Origin of the sequence: Pseudoxanthomonas sp. Root65, assembly GCF_001427635.1 — a bacterium.
Classification (GTDB): Bacteria; Pseudomonadota; Gammaproteobacteria; order Xanthomonadales; family Xanthomonadaceae; genus Pseudoxanthomonas_A.
Window position 1 is genome coordinate 751,814 of record NZ_LMHA01000002.1, and the last position, 15,686, is coordinate 767,499.

At 68.0% G+C, this 15,686-nt stretch carries 18 protein-coding genes; 4 read left to right on the forward strand and 14 right to left on the reverse strand.

Translation table 11 applies throughout. The features are described 5' to 3' along the window. Positions 1-25: 25 nt before the first annotated feature. From ASD77_RS14035 to ASD77_RS14050, 4 genes are all read left to right on the forward strand, one after another. The gene (locus ASD77_RS14035) at positions 26-793 is read left to right on the forward strand and encodes an NAD kinase (protein ID WP_055942941.1); all 768 of its coding nucleotides are present in this window, start codon (positions 26-28) and stop codon (positions 791-793) included. Between the two features lie 118 nt (positions 794-911). After that, positions 912-1,400, forward strand: coding sequence for a hypothetical protein (locus ASD77_RS14040; RefSeq protein ID WP_156383650.1), 489 nt, complete (start codon positions 912-914; stop codon positions 1,398-1,400). Positions 1,401-1,441: 41 nt separating this feature from the next. Then, positions 1,442-2,350: a 5'-nucleotidase gene (locus tag ASD77_RS14045; protein ID WP_055942947.1), complete on the forward strand. Its 909-nt coding sequence runs from the start codon at positions 1,442-1,444 to the stop codon at positions 2,348-2,350. Between the two features lie 98 nt (positions 2,351-2,448). After that, positions 2,449-3,180, forward strand: coding sequence for a hypothetical protein (locus ASD77_RS14050; RefSeq protein WP_055942949.1), 732 nt, complete (start codon positions 2,449-2,451; stop codon positions 3,178-3,180). A gap of 20 nt (positions 3,181-3,200) precedes the next feature. Here ASD77_RS14050 and ASD77_RS14055 read toward each other — a convergent pair whose 3' ends face one another. The 14 genes from ASD77_RS14055 to ASD77_RS14120 all read right to left on the reverse strand — a co-directional run bounded on the left by ASD77_RS14055 (position 3,201) and on the right by ASD77_RS14120 (position 15,679). Further along, positions 3,201-3,743, reverse strand: a complete 543-nt coding sequence (locus tag ASD77_RS14055; RefSeq protein WP_055942952.1) for a DUF2939 domain-containing protein — start codon at positions 3,741-3,743, stop codon at positions 3,201-3,203. A gap of 16 nt (positions 3,744-3,759) precedes the next feature. After that, the gene (locus ASD77_RS14060) at positions 3,760-4,446 is read right to left on the reverse strand and encodes a DUF2461 domain-containing protein (protein ID WP_055943509.1); all 687 of its coding nucleotides are present in this window, start codon (positions 4,444-4,446) and stop codon (positions 3,760-3,762) included. Between the two features lie 59 nt (positions 4,447-4,505). Continuing rightward, entirely contained in the window at positions 4,506-5,945 is a 1,440-nt protein-coding gene (gene sbcB / locus ASD77_RS14065) for an exodeoxyribonuclease I (protein WP_055942954.1), read from the reverse strand. Between the two features lie 123 nt (positions 5,946-6,068). Beyond that, positions 6,069-7,448: an NAD(P)/FAD-dependent oxidoreductase gene (locus ASD77_RS14070; RefSeq protein WP_055942957.1), complete on the reverse strand. Its 1,380-nt coding sequence runs from the start codon at positions 7,446-7,448 to the stop codon at positions 6,069-6,071. Positions 7,449-7,463: 15 nt separating this feature from the next. After that, positions 7,464-8,738 carry a kynureninase gene (gene kynU / locus ASD77_RS14075; protein ID WP_055942960.1) on the reverse strand — a complete coding sequence of 425 codons (1,275 nt, stop codon included), beginning with the start codon at positions 8,736-8,738 and terminating at the stop codon, positions 7,464-7,466. A 106-nt stretch (positions 8,739-8,844) separates the two neighbouring features. Then, positions 8,845-9,855 carry an amidohydrolase family protein gene (locus tag ASD77_RS14080; protein WP_055942962.1) on the reverse strand — a complete coding sequence of 337 codons (1,011 nt, stop codon included), beginning with the start codon at positions 9,853-9,855 and terminating at the stop codon, positions 8,845-8,847. A gap of 79 nt (positions 9,856-9,934) precedes the next feature. Then, entirely contained in the window at positions 9,935-10,342 is a 408-nt protein-coding gene (locus tag ASD77_RS14085) for a hypothetical protein (RefSeq protein ID WP_055942965.1), read from the reverse strand. Continuing rightward, positions 10,326-11,003, reverse strand: a complete 678-nt coding sequence (locus ASD77_RS14090) for a nucleotidyltransferase domain-containing protein (RefSeq protein ID WP_235578541.1) — start codon at positions 11,001-11,003, stop codon at positions 10,326-10,328. The genes ASD77_RS14085 and ASD77_RS14090 overlap by 17 nt, the downstream gene beginning before the upstream one ends. An 8-nt stretch (positions 11,004-11,011) precedes the next feature. Beyond that, entirely contained in the window at positions 11,012-11,560 is a 549-nt protein-coding gene (locus ASD77_RS14095; protein ID WP_055942968.1) for a 3-hydroxyanthranilate 3,4-dioxygenase, read from the reverse strand. Position 11,561: 1 nt separating this feature from the next. Then, positions 11,562-11,993 carry a RidA family protein gene (locus tag ASD77_RS14100; RefSeq protein WP_055942971.1) on the reverse strand — a complete coding sequence of 144 codons (432 nt, stop codon included), beginning with the start codon at positions 11,991-11,993 and terminating at the stop codon, positions 11,562-11,564. Continuing rightward, positions 11,986-12,651 (reverse strand): carbonate dehydratase, encoded by a 666-nt coding sequence (gene can, locus ASD77_RS14105; protein WP_055943515.1) that lies wholly within the window; start codon positions 12,649-12,651, stop codon positions 11,986-11,988. Before can ends, ASD77_RS14100 begins: the two co-directional genes overlap by 8 nt. A gap of 24 nt (positions 12,652-12,675) precedes the next feature. Next, entirely contained in the window at positions 12,676-14,103 is a 1,428-nt protein-coding gene (locus tag ASD77_RS14110; protein ID WP_200947402.1) for an aldehyde dehydrogenase, read from the reverse strand. A gap of 38 nt (positions 14,104-14,141) precedes the next feature. After that, positions 14,142-14,930, reverse strand: a complete 789-nt coding sequence (locus ASD77_RS14115; RefSeq protein WP_055942974.1) for an SDR family oxidoreductase — start codon at positions 14,928-14,930, stop codon at positions 14,142-14,144. 104 nt (positions 14,931-15,034) lie between these two features. Next, a complete protein-coding gene (locus ASD77_RS14120; RefSeq protein ID WP_055942977.1) occupies positions 15,035-15,679 on the reverse strand; it encodes an FMN-binding negative transcriptional regulator in 645 nt (214 codons plus the stop codon). Positions 15,680-15,686 lie beyond the last annotated feature (7 nt).

Sequence of the window (15,686 nt, forward strand, 5' to 3'; positions counted from 1 at the left end):
ACGCGCCGCCGACCTGGAGCCACGGATGTCCGACCCGCGCATCGCCTTTCTCGCCAGCCCGACGCCCGAAGCGCAGGACGCGCTGGCCACGCTGCGGCGTGAGCACGGGGCGCATGCCCCCGACCAGGCCGACGTGCTGTGCGCGCTAGGCGGCGATGGTTTCATGTTGCAGACGCTGCATCGTCACGGCGCGCTGGGCAGGCCGGTGTTCGGCATGAAGCTGGGGACGGTGGGCTTCCTGATGAACCATTACCGCTCGGACGGTCTGGTCGAGCGGATCGCTGCTGCGGAGCCGGCCAAGCTGCGTCCGCTGGAAATGCAGGCGCTGACCGAATCGGGCACGTCCACCTCGTCGCTGGCCTACAACGAGGTCTCGTTGCTGCGGCAGACGCGGCAGGCGGCGCACATCCAGATCGACCTCAATGGCGAGACCCGGCTGGACGAACTGATCTGCGATGGCGTGTTGACGGCCACGCCGGCCGGCAGCACCGCCTACAACTTCTCCGCGCACGGTCCGATCCTGCCGCTGGGCTCGCACACTATCGCGCTGACCCCGATCGCGCCGTTCCGTCCGCGACGCTGGCGGGGCGCCATCCTCAAGGCCGATACCGAAGTGCGCTTCCGCGTGCTGGACCCCTACAAGCGACCCGTCAGCGCCACCGCCGACTCGCACGAAGTGCGCGACGTGGTGGAAGTGACCATCCGCGAATCGCGCGACCGCACGGTCACGCTGTTGTTCGACCGTGAGCACAATCTCGAAGAGCGGATCCTCAGCGAACAGTTCATGACCTGAGCCGCGGTGTATCGATGACCGCTGGGCTTCGCCGCAGTGCGGCTTGCCGCTTCATGTCACACATGTTATCCAGCGCCCCGTAGCGGTTCGGTTCGCATCCACCCGGGGAGGGGTCACGATGCCATTGAAGTGCGCGTGGGCGCTGTGCGCCTTGCTGGCGGTGGCCGATGTGGCGGCCTGCAACCTGTCCACGGGCATCACCGCGTTCGCGAAACGCGGCGACGTGCCCGCGGTCGACGACACCGGCCTCAAACCGCCCGTGCTGGAACTCGTCAGCCTGACGCGCGGGGTGGACGGTCGCGCCTCGTGCGATGCCAGCGGCCTGCTGACGCTGAGCGTGGAATGGCCGCGCGGCACGGACTACAAACTGCGCGAACTCGGCTTCGAGTTCCGCGTGGTCGGCGACGACGCCCTAGCGATCTTCCCCGACCAGCCGGTGGCCGGGCGCGTGGACGGACGGCGCAGCGAGTTCGTGTTCCTCTGGCAGGACGGACCGCCGGCAGCCCAGGCGAACATCGATCTGGTCGTCGAGGTGCGTGCGGTGACGGCGGACAATCGCCGCGGGCCGCCGGCGCAGCTGCGCATTGCGGCCGCACCGGGAAGCTAGCGCTCTCGCCTCGCGCGCCATGGATCGCCGATACTGTGCGCATGGCCGACAACACCCCCCGTTTGCTCACCGTCGCGGTCACCTCGCGGGCCCTGTTCGATCTGGAAGAAAGCCACGCGCTGTACGAGCGCGAGGGCGTACAGGCCTACAGCGATTTCCAGCGCCATCACGAGGATGACGTACTCGCGCCCGGCATCGCGTTTCCGGTGGTCCGCAAGCTGCTGGCGCTGAATACCGGGGCGCCGGCCGAGGCGCCACGTGTCGAGGTGATCCTGCTGTCGCGCAACTCCGCCGACACCGGCCTGCGCATCTTCAATTCCATCCAGCATTACGGGCTGGGCATCGTGCGCGCCACGTTCACGGCGGGCGAGCCGACCTGGCCCTACGTCAAGCCGTTCGGCACCGACCTGTTCCTGTCGGCGAATCCGGAATCGGTGCGGCGCTCGCTGGAGCACGGCATTGCGGCGGCGACCATCCTGCCCGCGGGCGCGCCGCAGCTGCGGCACGAGCACCAGTTGCGCATCGCGTTCGACGGCGACGCGGTCATCTTCGGCGACGAGAGCGAGCGGATCTCGCGCGAGCAGGGCGTGGAAGCGTTCGGGAAGCACGAGCAGGCACGTGCCCGCGAGCCGCTGTCGGGCGGCCCGTTCCGCAACTTCCTGTCGGCCCTGCACCAGTTGCAGCAGGTATTTCCGGCCGACGAGCGCTCGCCCATCCGCACCGCGCTGGTCACCGCGCGCTCGGCGCCGGCGCACGAGCGGGTGATCCGCACGCTGCGCGAATGGGGGGTGCGCCTGGACGAGGCGCTGTTCCTGGGCGGGCGCCACAAGGGGCCGTTCCTGGAGGCCTTCGGCGCGGACATTTTCTTCGACGACTCCCAACACAACATCGACAGTGCGCGGCATCACGTCGCCGCCGGTCACGTTCCCCACGGCGTCGCCAATCCGTGACGCCTGTCCCGCTGCGCCTGTCCGGGCGCCAGAGGGCTCCCCGATAGGTACAGGCACAAGCCGCTCCGCAACCGCGCGGAGCACGGGGGGAGCGTGTCGTGTGCCTGGAAGAGCGCGAAGGTCGCCTGCATCTGGTCCATCGCCGGCGGGAATGGGGCAGCCAGCGGATCATGGAGGAAAAGGTCTACGACCTCGAACTGCCGTCCGCCACCTGCCGCGTGCTCAAGCACGGTGGGGAAGGACCCGACTTCTGGGCGTACGTCGACAGCGGCCGCCGCCTGCATTACGTGAGTTACTGGTTGCCGAACAAGATCCGGGTGATGCGCCGCCCGCGAGGGTCGCAGGAGAGTCTGCTGGTCCTCTCGCCGCACTATGCGCGCATCGGCCAGCGCTTGTACTGCCGTGGAGCGTGGGTGCCGGACGCCGATGCCGAGCGCTTCCACCTGGTGCCTGAAACCCGCTTCGCCCACGATGGCGAGCGCGTTTATGCGTTCACCATCACCGAGGGCCTGGACGTGCTGGAGGATGCCGCGTGGCCGATCCACTTCCTGCCGCGTTGCGAGCACTTCGCCGACCGCCGCGACTTCTATTGGCAAAGCAGCTGGACCAAGCGGATCGAGCGGGTGAGCGGGTACACCCGGATCGATGCGTACGAAAAGAAAAACGTCCTGCAGGCCCACCTGCGGGGTGACACCGACCCGCAGGATGACGCGGAAGAGAAGGCGCGCGCGGACGTGCTCGACGGCGTGCGCACGGTGGCGGACCTGTTCCGGCTCGCGTTGCCGGATGTCGACGTGCAATGGGCCGGCGCGCCCGCCGTGCATGCCTGAGGGCGTAGTCGGGATGCGAATCAGAGCGGAAGGCGGATGTCGGTCAGCCGCCAGCGCAGGCCCTGCCGGGTGAGCACGAACACGACCGGATCGCCGTCGCCGTCATGCACGGTGGCGGTGAAGCGCGACAGCGATTCGTAGCGGTGCTCGGCCTCCTTCAGTGGTTCGGCCGGCACCGGCGGCGCATAGGTATCGCCGCCGACCGTCTCGCCGATCGCCCGTTTCCAGGTGGCGCGTCCCTGCAGGAGCGCCGCGATCCCCATCGGCGTGACCAAGGTGTCCACGCCGCGTCCCAGGACCTGGTTGGCCAGCGACAGCGCGGCCGCGCCGAACAGGTTGGACGACACCTCCGGCCCGGCCTGGCGCGCGAGGTAGTCCTCCACCTGCGCGCGCAGGTTGACCCGCAGCGCGGGGAAATCCACGTGTTTCTGGAGCTTCGCCGTGTCCTGCTGCGCCAGCGCCGTGCGGATGCCGTGCAGGGCGAGATAGGGGCCGGCGACCACATACGTGGCCAGTCCCAGCAGAAGGGCCAGCAGTACACCGCCGACGAGCCACTTCTTCATCCGTGCAATCTCCGGGTCAGAATTCCAGGTCCAGCGCAGCACACAGGTAGTCGACGAACGGCCCCAGCATCTTCAGATCGCCCGCCAGGGCCTGCCGCAGGCGCGGTCCCATCATGGTGGCATCGTCCAGCGGGCGCCAGAAGACGAAATTGCGGTGCTTCAGGTCGTCGATGAACTCGAAATCGGCCGGGAAGCCGCGCGGCGGCCGAACCAGCTTCTCGCTCTCCTCGAACTCGAAGCGGCGCCGGAACGCAGGGTCGTGCGCGGCCTTCTTCCAGCTGCCGGGATTGTCGAGGATGAACTGGCGGACGCGCCGCTGCGTATCCGGTTCCGGATGCCAGAGGCCGGCGCCCACGAAACATTCGCCCGGTTGCAGGTGCAGGTAGAACGACGGGGCCGGTACCTGCTTGTGGCGCTCGTGGAACAGGCGTGCACCCTGCCAGGACTTGTAGGGCGACTTGTCGTTGGAGAAGCGCGCGTCGCGGTAGATGCGGAACAGCGAACCGCCGACGGTCTTGGGCTCGGAGCGGAAATGCAGGCTGACCGCGGCGAGGTCCGGTTGCAGGTCCGTCAGCAGGCGCAGGAACGGTTGCCGGACATGGTCTTCGTACTGTGCCTTGTGGTCGGCGAACCAGGTCTTGTCGTTGTGGCGCGCCAGCCCGCGCAGGAATTTGAAACTGGCATCGGAGAAGTAGGTGGCCATGGTCGCCATTCTAGACACGCCGGCGTCATGGAACCGGCAAGATCGCCCTCGACGTGCCGTTACAGGCTGGCCTGCAGGTCGTCGCGCCACTGCTGGATCTTGTCCAGCAGCGCCAGGTTGTCGGTGCTGGCGGCCTGCGTGAGCCGCAGTTCGGCCACTTCCGCATCGAAGCGCTCGAAGCTGTACTCGGACAGCCCGCTGTCCGTGCCCAGGCGCTGGCGCCGGTAGTCGTCCCAACGCTGGCGTTCGCCGGCGGACAGGGTGTCGGGCCAATTGCGCGCGCGATAGCGGAACAGCAGTTCCGGCAGCCGCGCATCGCGGAAGCCGAAATCGCGCTGGCCGAGCAACGCAGGCGGGGTGGTGCGCACGTCGGTGAAGCGACGCTTGTCGGCATCGGCCAGGAAACCGTCGTAGAGCGATCCGTCCACATCGCCGGCCTGGAAAGCGCGTTCGCCGGCGAAGACCTGGCGTACTTTTTCGGCCAGTTCGGGGCCGGCTTCGCGCAGGATCGCGGCGTGGCGCTCGCAGCGCGCGGGATCGATGCCCAGCCGGTCCAGGTCGGCGGGCCTCAGGTGCGACCACGCCACCAGCGCCGGTGCACGGTTGAGGTGGACTTCCTTCAAAGGGATGCGCTGTTCGCCTTCGGGAAGGTCGGCGGCCGGCGTGTACAGACGGTCCGCGATATCGTCCGGCGACATCGACAGCAGCGGCGCCGGATCGCTGTCGAGGTCGAACACCACTACGCGGTTGTCGATGCGCGGATGCCGGGCCAGCGGCAGCACCGGTGCGGCACACAGCCGGTGCGCGGGATAGCGTTGCGAGACGTGCAGTACTGGCAGCATGGCGATGGTGTCGAGCAGCCGCGCGGCGAAGCGCTTGTCGCGCAACTGCAGCGCGTAGTCCCACAGGCGGGGTTGCGCCTGTCGCATCAGGCGCGCCAGACCGATGGTGGCGAACACGTCCGACAGCGCCTCGTGCGCATCGCCGTCGCGTACGCGGTTGGCCAGCGCGAGGTGCTCCAGCTTGAACGACGTGGCGCCGTCCTCGCGCTTCGGCCAGACAATGCCCTCTGGCCGCAGCGCATGCATCAGCCGCATCACGTCCAGCAGGTCCCAGCGCGAGTTGCCGCCGCGCCACTCGCGCTCGTACGGCTCGTGGAAATTGCGGAACAGGCCGTGGCGGACGAACTCGTCGTCGAAGCGCAGGCTGTTGTAGCCCAGCGTGCAGGTTTCCGGCCGGCCCATTTCGTCGGCGATGCGGGCGAAGGCCTCGGCCTCGTTGACGCCGTCACGCAGCGCCTGTTGCGGGGTGATGCCGGTGATCAGCGTGGCGATGGGTGAGGGCAGCAGGTCGTCGGCGGGCTGCACGAAGAAGCTGATCGGTTCATCGATGACCTCCAGCGCGGGCGTGGTGCGCACCGCCGCGAACTGCGCCAGACGGCTGCGCCTCGGATCGGCGCCGAAGGTCTCAAGATCGTAGAAGAGAAAGGTTCCCGCCATGCGTCGTCCTTCGTCGGCAAGTCATTGTGCCGGGCCGTTGCGACGGCGTCGTTGAACGCGCGCCGGAGGGTGGATCGGGGCGTGATCGCAGAAGAGGAAGCTGTCGGCCATGCTGGTCACCTGTCAGTGGGCCATCGCCGCGGCGTCCGCGAGGATCGGCAACCTTTCACTGACATCCGCATCCACTGCCGCCCAATCGATGCCGTCGAGCGATGCCCGGCCTGCGGTGTGCCGCACCAGCAGGTCACGCTGCACGTGGCTGCGGTGCTGCGCCAGCGCGTAGGGGATGCGCATGAAGCTGACCATCGTGTAGTGCGGGACGAAGCGTTGCGGGTGGCGTTCCTGCAATGCCAGTTCCAGTTCGCGCTGCAGCAGGAAGCCGCTGTCGTCGACCTTGTCGCGCATCTCCACGTAGTTCTCCAGCGCCATCTCCTGGATCGCCAGCGCGTTCGGCTTGCGTTCGGCCTCGAACGCGGCGAAGGCGACGGCCAGGTCGTCAGACCCCAGCAAATGCCGCGACAGCGCCACGCAGTCCTCGAAGGCGCAGTTCATGCCCTGGCCGTGGAAGGGCACCATGGCGTGGGCCGCGTCGCCCAGCAGGACCGCCTGGCCGCCGAGATGCCAGCGATCCAGGTACAGCGTGGCGAGCAGGCCGGTGGGGTTGGTCTCCCAGTCCTGTTCGAGTTCGGGGATCAGCGGTACGGCGTCGGCGAAGTCGCGCAGGAACAGCGCTTTCGCGTCCTTTCCCGTACGGACGCTGGCGAAGCTTGGGTCGCCGTGATTGGGCAGGAACAGCGTCACCGTGAACGTGCGCTCATCGTTCGGCAGTGCGATGCACATGTAGTGTCCGCGTGGCCAGATGTGCAGCGCATTCGGTTCCATCATGAAATCGCCGTCGGCCGACGGCGGGATTTCCAGTTCCTTGTAGGAATGGTCGAGGAACTCGGTACGCTCGCCCAGATCCTCGCGTCGCTGCATGGCGCCGCGCAGCGACGATCCGGCACCGTCGGCACCGATCAGGGCAGTGAAGCCCACGGCATGCACGCTGCCATCCTGTTCGTCACCGAACCGGACGACCTGCGCATCGAAGTCCACGGTGTCCAACCGGCGATGGAAATGCAGTGCCGCACCCGCGCGCTCGGCCAGGTCCAGCAGGGTGATGTTCAGATCGCCACGATGGATCGACCAGATGACCTCCGAGTCGTCGCGCCCGTAGCGCTGCAACTGCTGCCGCCCATCGAGGGCATGCACCATGCGACCGCGCATCATCACCGCCTGCCGCATCACCGCATCGTCGGCGTCGGCCATCCGCAACGCATGGCGGCCGCGCTCGGTCAGCGCCAGGTTGATCGAGCGCCCGCCGGCATAGCCCTGCACGCGCGGGTCGCCACGCTTCTCGAACACGTCCACCCGCCAGCCCGCACGGGCCATCAGCGTGGCCAGCAGCGCGCCGGCGAGGCCGGCGCCGATGATGGTGATGTGTCGAGGCGTCTCAGTGCCCAAGCGTAGGTCTCCCGATCAGAATCCGCGCCACGTCTCGACTTCCTCGACGAAGCGGTGGACGTCCATGTAGCGGTTGTAGAGCGGAGCGGGCGAGATGCGGATCACGTCCGGCTCGCGCCAATCACCGACGACGCCCACCGACAGCAGGTACTCGAACAGCTCACGCCCGCGCTCGCGACCACCGCTCACGCGCAGCGACAGCTGTGCGCCGCGTCGGGTGGTGTCGGCAGGCGTGATGATCTGCAGCACGTCCGACAGCCGTGTCCGGATCAGGGCTTCCAGCAGCCCGGTGATCTTGAGCGACTTGGTGCGGATGGCGTCCATGCCGCCGGCCTTCTCGAACAGTTCCAGCGAGGCGCGCAGCGGCGCCAGGCCCAGGATGGGCGGGTTGCTGAGCTGCCAGCCCTCGGCGCCGGGCGTGGGGACGAACTCGGGGGCCATGCGGAAGCGGGTTTCCTTTTCGTGTCCCCACCAGCCGGCGAAGCGCGGTCGATCGGTAAGCGCATGCCGTGCGTGCACGAAGCAGCCGGCGACGGCACCCGGCCCGGAGTTGAGGTACTTGTAGTGGCACCACACGGCGAAATCGACGCCGCTGTCGTGCAGGCGCAATGGCAGGTTGCCGACCGCATGCGCGAGGTCGACGCCGACGATGGCGCCCTGCGCATGGCCAAGGCGGGCCATCTCGGCCAGGTCGAAGGCCTGTCCGGTGCGGTACTGGATGCCCGGCCACAGCACCAGCGCCAGCCGCGGACCGTGTTCGGCGATGGCGCGCTCGATGGCGGCCATCGACAGCGTGCCATCGGGCTGGTCCGGCTCCACTTCAATCAGGTCGGTCGCCGGGTCGAAGCCATGGAAGCGCACCTGCGACTCCATCGCATGTCGGTCGGACGGGAATGCGCCGGCTTCCATCAGGATCGCCGGCCGTTCCGCCGTGGGGCGGTAGAAGCTCACCATCATCAGGTGCAGGTTGGTGGTCAGCGTGTTCATCGCCACCACCTCGGCCGGCTCCGCGCCCACCACGCGTGCCAGCGGGTCACGCACCAGTTCGTGGTAGGTCATCCACTGCGCGTTGCCGGTGAAATGGCCCTCCACGGCTTCGGTGGACCACTTGTCCAGCACCTCGTTGATGTACGTGCGCGCGCCCTTCGGCTGCAGGCCGAGCGAGTTGCCGCAGAAGTACACCTGGTCGTTGTGCTTGTGGCGCGGGATCAGGAAGTCGTTGCGCAGCGCACGTAGCGGATCGGCGGCATCGAGGGCGATGATGTGGGTGCGGGACAGCGGGTCGGTCATGGAGTGGTGGTAGGACTGGCAATGTGGTTGTGGGAGCGACGTGAGTCGCGATGAGGCACTACAGGGACTCGTTGATCGCGACTTACGTCGCTCCCACACCGAAGTTTCATAGAAACCTCGACGCCGGCAGACCCAGCCATTCCAGCGCCGTGCCGTGGTACAGGCGCGCCTGCTGCGCCTCGTCCAGGCCCAGCGCGGCGATGCCGGCGCCCGGTTCCTGTTCGCCCAACGGGAACGGGTAGTCGGTACCCAGCATGACGCGCGCGTGGCCGACGGTGTCCAGCAGGTAGCGCAGCGCGCGCGGATCGGCGACCCAGGAGTCGAAGTACACGCGGCCCAGGTAGTCGCGGGGGTTGCGATGGTTGTCGGTGGCCACCAGGTCCGGCCGCATGTTGAAGCCATGCTCGATGCGACCGATGGTGTAGGGGAAGCTGCCGCCGCCGTGGGCGAAGCAGACCTTCAGTTGCGGCAGGCGTTCCAGCACGCCACCGAAGATCAGGCTGCACGCGGCGCGCGACTGTTCGGCCGGCATGCCCACCAGCCAGGGCAGCCAGTACTTCGTCATGGACGCCGCGCCCATCATGTCCCACGGATGCACCAGGATCGCTGCGCCGAGCTCGCTGGCGGCCTGGAAGAACTCGAACAGCTCCGGCGCGTCCAGGTTCCAGTCGTTGACATGGCTGCCGATCTGCACGCCCTGCAGCCCCAGTTGGTCCATGCAGCGTTCCAGTTCCTGCACGGCCAGGCGCGGGGACTGCATCGGCACCGTGCCGATGCCGGCGTAATGGCGCGGGTAGTCGCGGCAGGCGGCGGCGGTGTGGTCGTTGAGCGCCTGGTGCAGTTCCAGGGCGTGATGCGGCTTGGCCCAGTAGCTGAACATCACCGGCACCGTGCTGATCACCTGCACCTGTACGCCGAACTGGGCGTAGTCGGCGATGCGTTCCTCCGGGTCCCAGGTCTTGGGCAGGATTTCGCGGAAGAACTTGCCGTCCTTGTAGATGCGGTGACGACCGTCGTCGCCGTGGTGGATCACCGGGAAGCGCAGGTCGCCGTACTTGGCCGCCAGGTCGGGCCAGTCACGGGGCAGGAAATGCGCGTGGGTGTCGATTTTCAGCATGGAGGGATTGTAGGGGCTGACTGCGCGGGTTTCGCGCTGCGTTGCCGCGACGGTGCGGGAATGGGCCCGGCGCTGCGGATCATCGTTCCAGCGCGTCGGAGACCCGCTCGCAGGCGGCGATCACGTCGTTGACCAGGCGACGGTCCACCTCCACGTGGCCTTCGTACTCGGCGAGGTTGCGCAGGTCATGCGCCTTGGCCAGCACCCGCCAGACCTCGGGGCCGAGCCCCAGCGTATGCGGCAGCACCTGGAAGACGATATAGCGATGGCGCGCGCGGTAGCCGGCGCGGCGCAGCGCCGCCAGGCTCAGCGCGTGCGCCGCGTTGTAGGCCAGGTCGAAGCGGCTTTCCAGCGACAGCGCGTCGCTGTGCGCATCGGCCAGTCGCGCCAGCCCGGAGCGCAGCAGGCCGGCGACTTCCTTCTTGTCGGGAGGTTCGGCACTGAGCGGGCCGCTGGAACCGGCCAGATTCTCAAGCGGCGAGGTCATCGTCGCCCCCGATCAGCCACTGCCGCGGTTGTTGCAGGACCCGGGTGACGAAGCTGTTCCCTGCGTCGATCCGGGTGCGCAGCTCGTCGCGCGCGTAGACCGTGGGATTGACCTGCCGCCCCAGCCGTTCGGCCACCGGGTGAAGCGCCAGCATCACGTCGGCGTAGGCCAGGTCGTCGGCGATCACCATCAGATCGATGTCGCTGCGGGCGGTGTCGCTGCCCTTGGCGATCGATCCGTAGAGGAAGGCGGCGTGGATGCGCCCGGCCAGCGGCGCCAGCGCTTCGCGCAGCGGCTCGGCCAGGCCGAAGGTCTTGCGGACGATGGACACCAGCTCGTCGTGGATCGGGGCGTCGGGATTGGCGCGGTAGCGCTTCTGGTTGCCGACGTGCTCGACGGTCAGCAGTCCGCTGCCGGCCAGGCGGGCCAGTTCGCGCTGGACGGCGCCGCTGCCGGCGCCTGTGGCCTGGATCAGTTCGTTGACCGCGTAGCTGCGTCCGGGCTCGCCGAACAGACAGGCCAGCACGCGCTGCTGGGTGGTGGTGAACAGGGCGCCGGATAGGCTGGCGCTGGCATAGCGCGCCGCCGCTTCGCTGACCTTTCCAGACCGGGGAATGTCGTTAATGCCCATATCGGGCACGATAATGCCCAGATTGGGCAAGTGCAAGCTCAGGTGATGTCGGCCTGCGAGTCGGCCTGCATTTCGTAGCGGCTGGGCCGGGGATTCAGGTGGCCGCAGGCCTTGCAGGTGCGCAGGTCGTCGTTGCGGTAGAAAGCTTCAAAGACGCGGAAGAAATCCTTCTCGATGTCGTTGAGGTGGAAGTACTCCTCGTACACCTTCTCGTTGCAGCGCTCGCAGAACCACAGCAGGCCGTCGTCCTCGTGCGGCAGGCGCCTGCGCTCGATCACCAGCCCGACCGAGCCCGGCATGCGCTGCGGCGAATGCGGCACCCGCGGCGGCAGCAGGAAGATCTCGCCGGCCTGGATCGGAATGTCGCGCACGGCACCGTCCTCCTGGATGCGCAGCACCATCTCGCCTTCCAACTGGTAGAACCACTCCGGGCCTTCGTCCCAGTGATAGTCGGTGCGCGCGTTCGGCCCGCCCACCACCATGACGATGAAGTCGCCGTCATGGATGACCTTGTTGCCGACCGGCGGCTTCAGCAGGTGCCGATGCTCGTCGATCCAGGCCTGGAAGTTGAGCGGGTTGGGCAGCATCTCAGCGGCGCTCCGGCAGGTGCGCGATGCACTTCAGCTCGATCGCGATAGGGGTGGGCAGGGCGGTGATGCCGAGCGTGGTGCGGCAGGGGGCGGTGGCCGCGTCGGGGAAGTACTCCGTCCAGACCCGGTTGTAGGCCTTGAAGTCGTGCGCCATGTCGGTGAGGTAGACCGTCACGTCCACCAGGTCTTCCCAGCGTGCACCGCTGGCTTTCAGCACGGCACGCACGTTGGCGAAGACGGCACGGCACTGCGCGTCGATGTCGTAGCTGATCAGGCGTCCGTCCGCATCGTGCACGTTGCCGACGATGGCGTTGCTGGCCGGATCGCGCGGCCCGATGCCTGACAGGAACAGCAGGTCGCCCACGCGTCGCGCGTGCGGATACTGGCCGACCGGCTTCGGCGCGGCATCGGCGTGGACGGCCTCACTCATCGCGCTTGCCCTTGGGCGGCACGCCCGCGAGGGCGCGCTGGTAGGCGGGTTGCAGTTCGTCGGCTGCGCTCACGTCCATGCCCAGCTCGCGCACCCGCCCGTCGAACAGGCTGTAGACCCAGCCATGGATCGCCAGCGGCTGTCCGCGTGCCCAGGCGTCCTGCACCACCGTGGTCTGGCAGACGTTGAACACCTGCTCGATGACGTTCAGCTCGCACAGGCGCGCATGGCGCAGCGATTCGGTGTCCACCTGTTCCAGCAGGTCCGCATGCTTCATCGCCACGTCGGCGACATGGCGCAGCCAGTTGTCGGCCAGGCCCACGCGCAGGCCGGTCATCGCCGCATGCACGCCGCCGCAGCCGTAGTGGCCCACCAGCAGGATGTGTTCGACCTTCAGGATGTCGACGGCGAACTGCACCACCGACAGCGCGTTGAGGTCGCCATGCGACATCACGTTGGCGATGTTGCGATGGACGAACACCTCACCCGGGTCCAGGCCCAGGATCTGGTTGGCCGGCACGCGCGAATCGGAGCAGCCGATCCACAGGTAGCGTGGCGACTGCTGCTGGGACAGGCGCTTGAAGAAGCCCGGGTCCTCCTGCTTGATGCGGTCGGCCCAGTCGCGGTTGTTCTGCAGCAGTTTCTCGAGTTCGGTCAGGTCGGACATTCGGGTCTAGGTTCCTCAGCGCAACGCAATGCAGACGTTCTTGGGTTCGGTGAAGAAACGCATGGCCTCCAGGCCGCCTTCCCGGCCCAGGCCGGAAGCCCCCGTGCCGCCGAACGGCGTGCGCAGGTCGCGTGTCATCCACGTATTGATCCAGACAATGCCGGCGCGCAGCTGCGCTGCCAGGCGATGGGCGCGGTCCAGGTCGCGCGTCCACACAGTGGCTGCCAGGCCGTAGTCCCCGGCATTGGCCAGCGCAAGCGCATGGGCCTCGTCCTCGAACGGCTGCAGCGTCACCACGGGGCCGAAAATTTCCTCGCGGTTGGTCGCGGCTTCCGGTCCCAGGCCTTCGATCACGGTCGGCGCGATGTACCAGCCCGGACGGTCCAGCGTATGGCCGCCGGTCAGCACGCGGCCGCCCTCGACGCGCGCGCGTGCGATGCACGCCAGCACCTTGTCGAAGTGCGCCTGCGACACCAACGCGCCGAGACGGGTATCCGGATCGTCGAGCGGCCCGGCCTGCCACCCGGCGGCTCGCTCGACCAGCACGTCGCGGAATTCCTCGTAGATCGCCTGCTGCACCAGCAGGCGCGAACCGCACAGGCAGATCTGTCCGGCGTTCTGGAGCGCCGAGCGCAGCAGGGTGTCCAGGTGCGCGCGCCAGTCGCTGTTGGCGAAGACCAAGGTGGCGTTCTTGCCGCCGAGTTCCAGCGAGACCTTCTTGAGCTCCGGCGCGGCCAGACCGGCGATGCGCCGCCCAACCGCCGTGCTGCCGGTGAACGAGATCGCCTTGATCGCGGGATGCCGCACCAGCGGTTCGCCGACGGCCGGGCCCGCGCCGTGCACGATGTTCAGCACCCCACGCGGCAGGCCGATGTCCGCGGCCAGCTGTCCGAACAGCGTCGCGGTGGCCGGCGTGATCTCGGACGGTTTGGCGACCACCGTATTGCCGGCCGCTAGCGCGGGCGCGATCTTCCAGGTGAAGAGATACAGCGGCAGGTTCCACGGCGAGATCGCCGCCACCACGCCCAGTGGCGGCCGCAGGGTGTAGTTCAAGCCTGCCTCGCCATGGTGCGACTCACTGGCGAACTGGGTGGCGGCATGGGCGAAGAAGCGCAGGTTGGCGATGGCGCGTGGAATCTCGACGTTCCGCGCCAGTGCCAGCGGCTTGCCGGTGTCGCGGGATTCGGCAGCGGCGAACGCATCGCGGCGTTGTTCCAGGGCCTGGGCCAGCGTCTCCAGCCAGCGCGATCGTTCGCTGGTGGGCAGCGCGGCCCAGGCAGGGAAGGCGGATTCGGCGGACTGCACGGCCAGCAGCACATCGCTCTCGATACCGTCGGCGACCTCGGCATAGATCTCGCCCGAGGCCGGCTCGAACACGGGACGCCAGGCGCTGCCAGCGCGCGTCTCGCCGTCGATGAAGTGGCCGAAGCGGTCCATGTCCATTAGCTTAACCCGGCTGGCAAGCCCCCCCGTAAACGGCCTCAGATCGATTGCATGCGGCCACCGTCCACGGCCAGGCTGACACCGGTGATGTACGCCGCTGCAGGGGAGGCGAGGAAGGCGATGGCGGCGGCGATCTCGTGCGCCTCGGCAAAGCGGCCGGTCGGCACGGTGGCGAGCATGGCGGCGCTGATGGCGGTTTCGTCCTTGCCGGTGGCCTGCACGCGGTCCTGCAGGATCTGTTCAAGTCGTTGCGTCCGCGTGTAACCGGGCAGCACGTTGTTGACGGTGATCCCGTCGGCGCCCAGTTCCTTCGACAGCGTCTTGGCCCAACTGGCCACCGCGCCGCGGATGGTGTTGGAGACGCCGAGATTGGCGATGGGCTCCTTCACCGAGGTGGAGACCACGTTGACGATGCGGCCCCAGCTGGCTTCACGCATGCCGGGTACCGTCAGCTGCGCGAACGACTGGTTGGCCAGCAGGTGGCGCTGGAAGGCGGCCAGGTAGTCGTCGGCGCCGGCCTCGATGGCGCGTCCGCCGGGCGGGCCGCCGGTGTTGTTGATGAGGATGTGGACCGGACGGGCGGCCACGAGTGCGCCGACCTTTGCCTGCAATGCCGCAGCATCGGCGACGTCGATGGCGAGACTGCCGTGGTGCTGTTCTGCGGCCATGCGCGGCAGCGCAGCGGCCACGTCCGCCAGCACCTCGGCACGACGGGCCAGGACGGTCACGTCCGCGCCCAGCAGGGCGAGCTCATGGGCGGCTGCGCGGCCGATGCCTTCGGAGGCACCGCATACCAAGGCATGCCGGCCGGCGAGGTTGAGGTCCATGCAAGGATCCAGGGCGGAGGTGGGGCGAGTTTAGCCTTGTGGAAGCGACGTGAGTCGCGATGCTTTCCCGGCCCTCCTGGAGGGTGAAGTCGCCGTGTCGCGACTCACGTCGCTCCCACATCTGCTGCCTGGCGGGCCAGGCGCTCGCGCATCAGCTCGGATACCGCCACGTTGTCTTCGCCCCCCAGCTGCCTCAGCGCGGCGGCAGCGCCTTCGACATTGGCGGCAGGATGGTTCTGGCTGAGCTTGAACTTCAACTCCACGCGCTCGACCATGAAGCGGAAACCGACGATGCCGCGCAGCTGGCGCACATGGTCGTCGCGGTCATGCTCGAAGCGCCAGTCGTTGCCCACCCGGGCTTCGTTGAGCTGGCTGAGGCGATCGACGATTGACGCCAGTTCGGCGGTGTCGTCGGTGAGCTCCAGTACGCCATGCAGGTGCGCGACCGCATAGTTCCAGGTCGGGACGCGTGCGGCTTCCTCTTTGTCCACGTACCAGCCCGGCGACAGATAGGCATGGGGGCCATGCACGATCAGCAGGGCAGGGCCGGCATGACGCGCCTGCGGATTCGGTTTCGCCCAGTGCCCCTCGATGACGATCCGGTCGCCTTCACGCGCATAGAGCACGGGCAGGTGGCTGACACACGGCACCCCGTCGGCGACGGTCACCAGGGTGACGAAGGCATCGCGCGCGATCAGCCGGTCGAGTGCGACCAGGTCGGTTTCGACGAACGCGCGTGGCGTATACATGGTGGAA

Coding starts and splice junctions, on each gene's coding strand:
- ASD77_RS14035 (WP_055942941.1), top strand. CDS start 26: ATGTCCGACCCGCGCATCGCCTTTCTCGCCAGCCCGACGCCCGAAGCG.
- ASD77_RS14040 (WP_156383650.1), top strand. CDS start 912: ATGCCATTGAAGTGCGCGTGGGCGCTGTGCGCCTTGCTGGCGGTGGCC.
- ASD77_RS14045 (WP_055942947.1), top strand. CDS start 1,442: ATGGCCGACAACACCCCCCGTTTGCTCACCGTCGCGGTCACCTCGCGG.
- ASD77_RS14055 (WP_055942952.1), bottom strand. CDS start 3,743: ATGAAGAAGTGGCTCGTCGGCGGTGTACTGCTGGCCCTTCTGCTGGGA.
- ASD77_RS14060 (WP_055943509.1), bottom strand. CDS start 4,446: ATGGCCACCTACTTCTCCGATGCCAGTTTCAAATTCCTGCGCGGGCTG.
- sbcB (WP_055942954.1), bottom strand. CDS start 5,945: ATGGCGGGAACCTTTCTCTTCTACGATCTTGAGACCTTCGGCGCCGAT.
- kynU (WP_055942960.1), bottom strand. CDS start 8,738: ATGACCGACCCGCTGTCCCGCACCCACATCATCGCCCTCGATGCCGCC.
- ASD77_RS14080 (WP_055942962.1), bottom strand. CDS start 9,855: ATGCTGAAAATCGACACCCACGCGCATTTCCTGCCCCGTGACTGGCCC.
- ASD77_RS14085 (WP_055942965.1), bottom strand. CDS start 10,342: ATGACCTCGCCGCTTGAGAATCTGGCCGGTTCCAGCGGCCCGCTCAGT.
- ASD77_RS14095 (WP_055942968.1), bottom strand. CDS start 11,560: ATGCTGCCCAACCCGCTCAACTTCCAGGCCTGGATCGACGAGCATCGG.
- ASD77_RS14100 (WP_055942971.1), bottom strand. CDS start 11,993: ATGAGTGAGGCCGTCCACGCCGATGCCGCGCCGAAGCCGGTCGGCCAG.
- ASD77_RS14110 (WP_200947402.1), bottom strand. CDS start 14,103: ATGGACATGGACCGCTTCGGCCACTTCATCGACGGCGAGACGCGCGCT.
- ASD77_RS14115 (WP_055942974.1), bottom strand. CDS start 14,930: ATGGACCTCAACCTCGCCGGCCGGCATGCCTTGGTATGCGGTGCCTCC.
- ASD77_RS14120 (WP_055942977.1), bottom strand. CDS start 15,679: ATGTATACGCCACGCGCGTTCGTCGAAACCGACCTGGTCGCACTCGAC.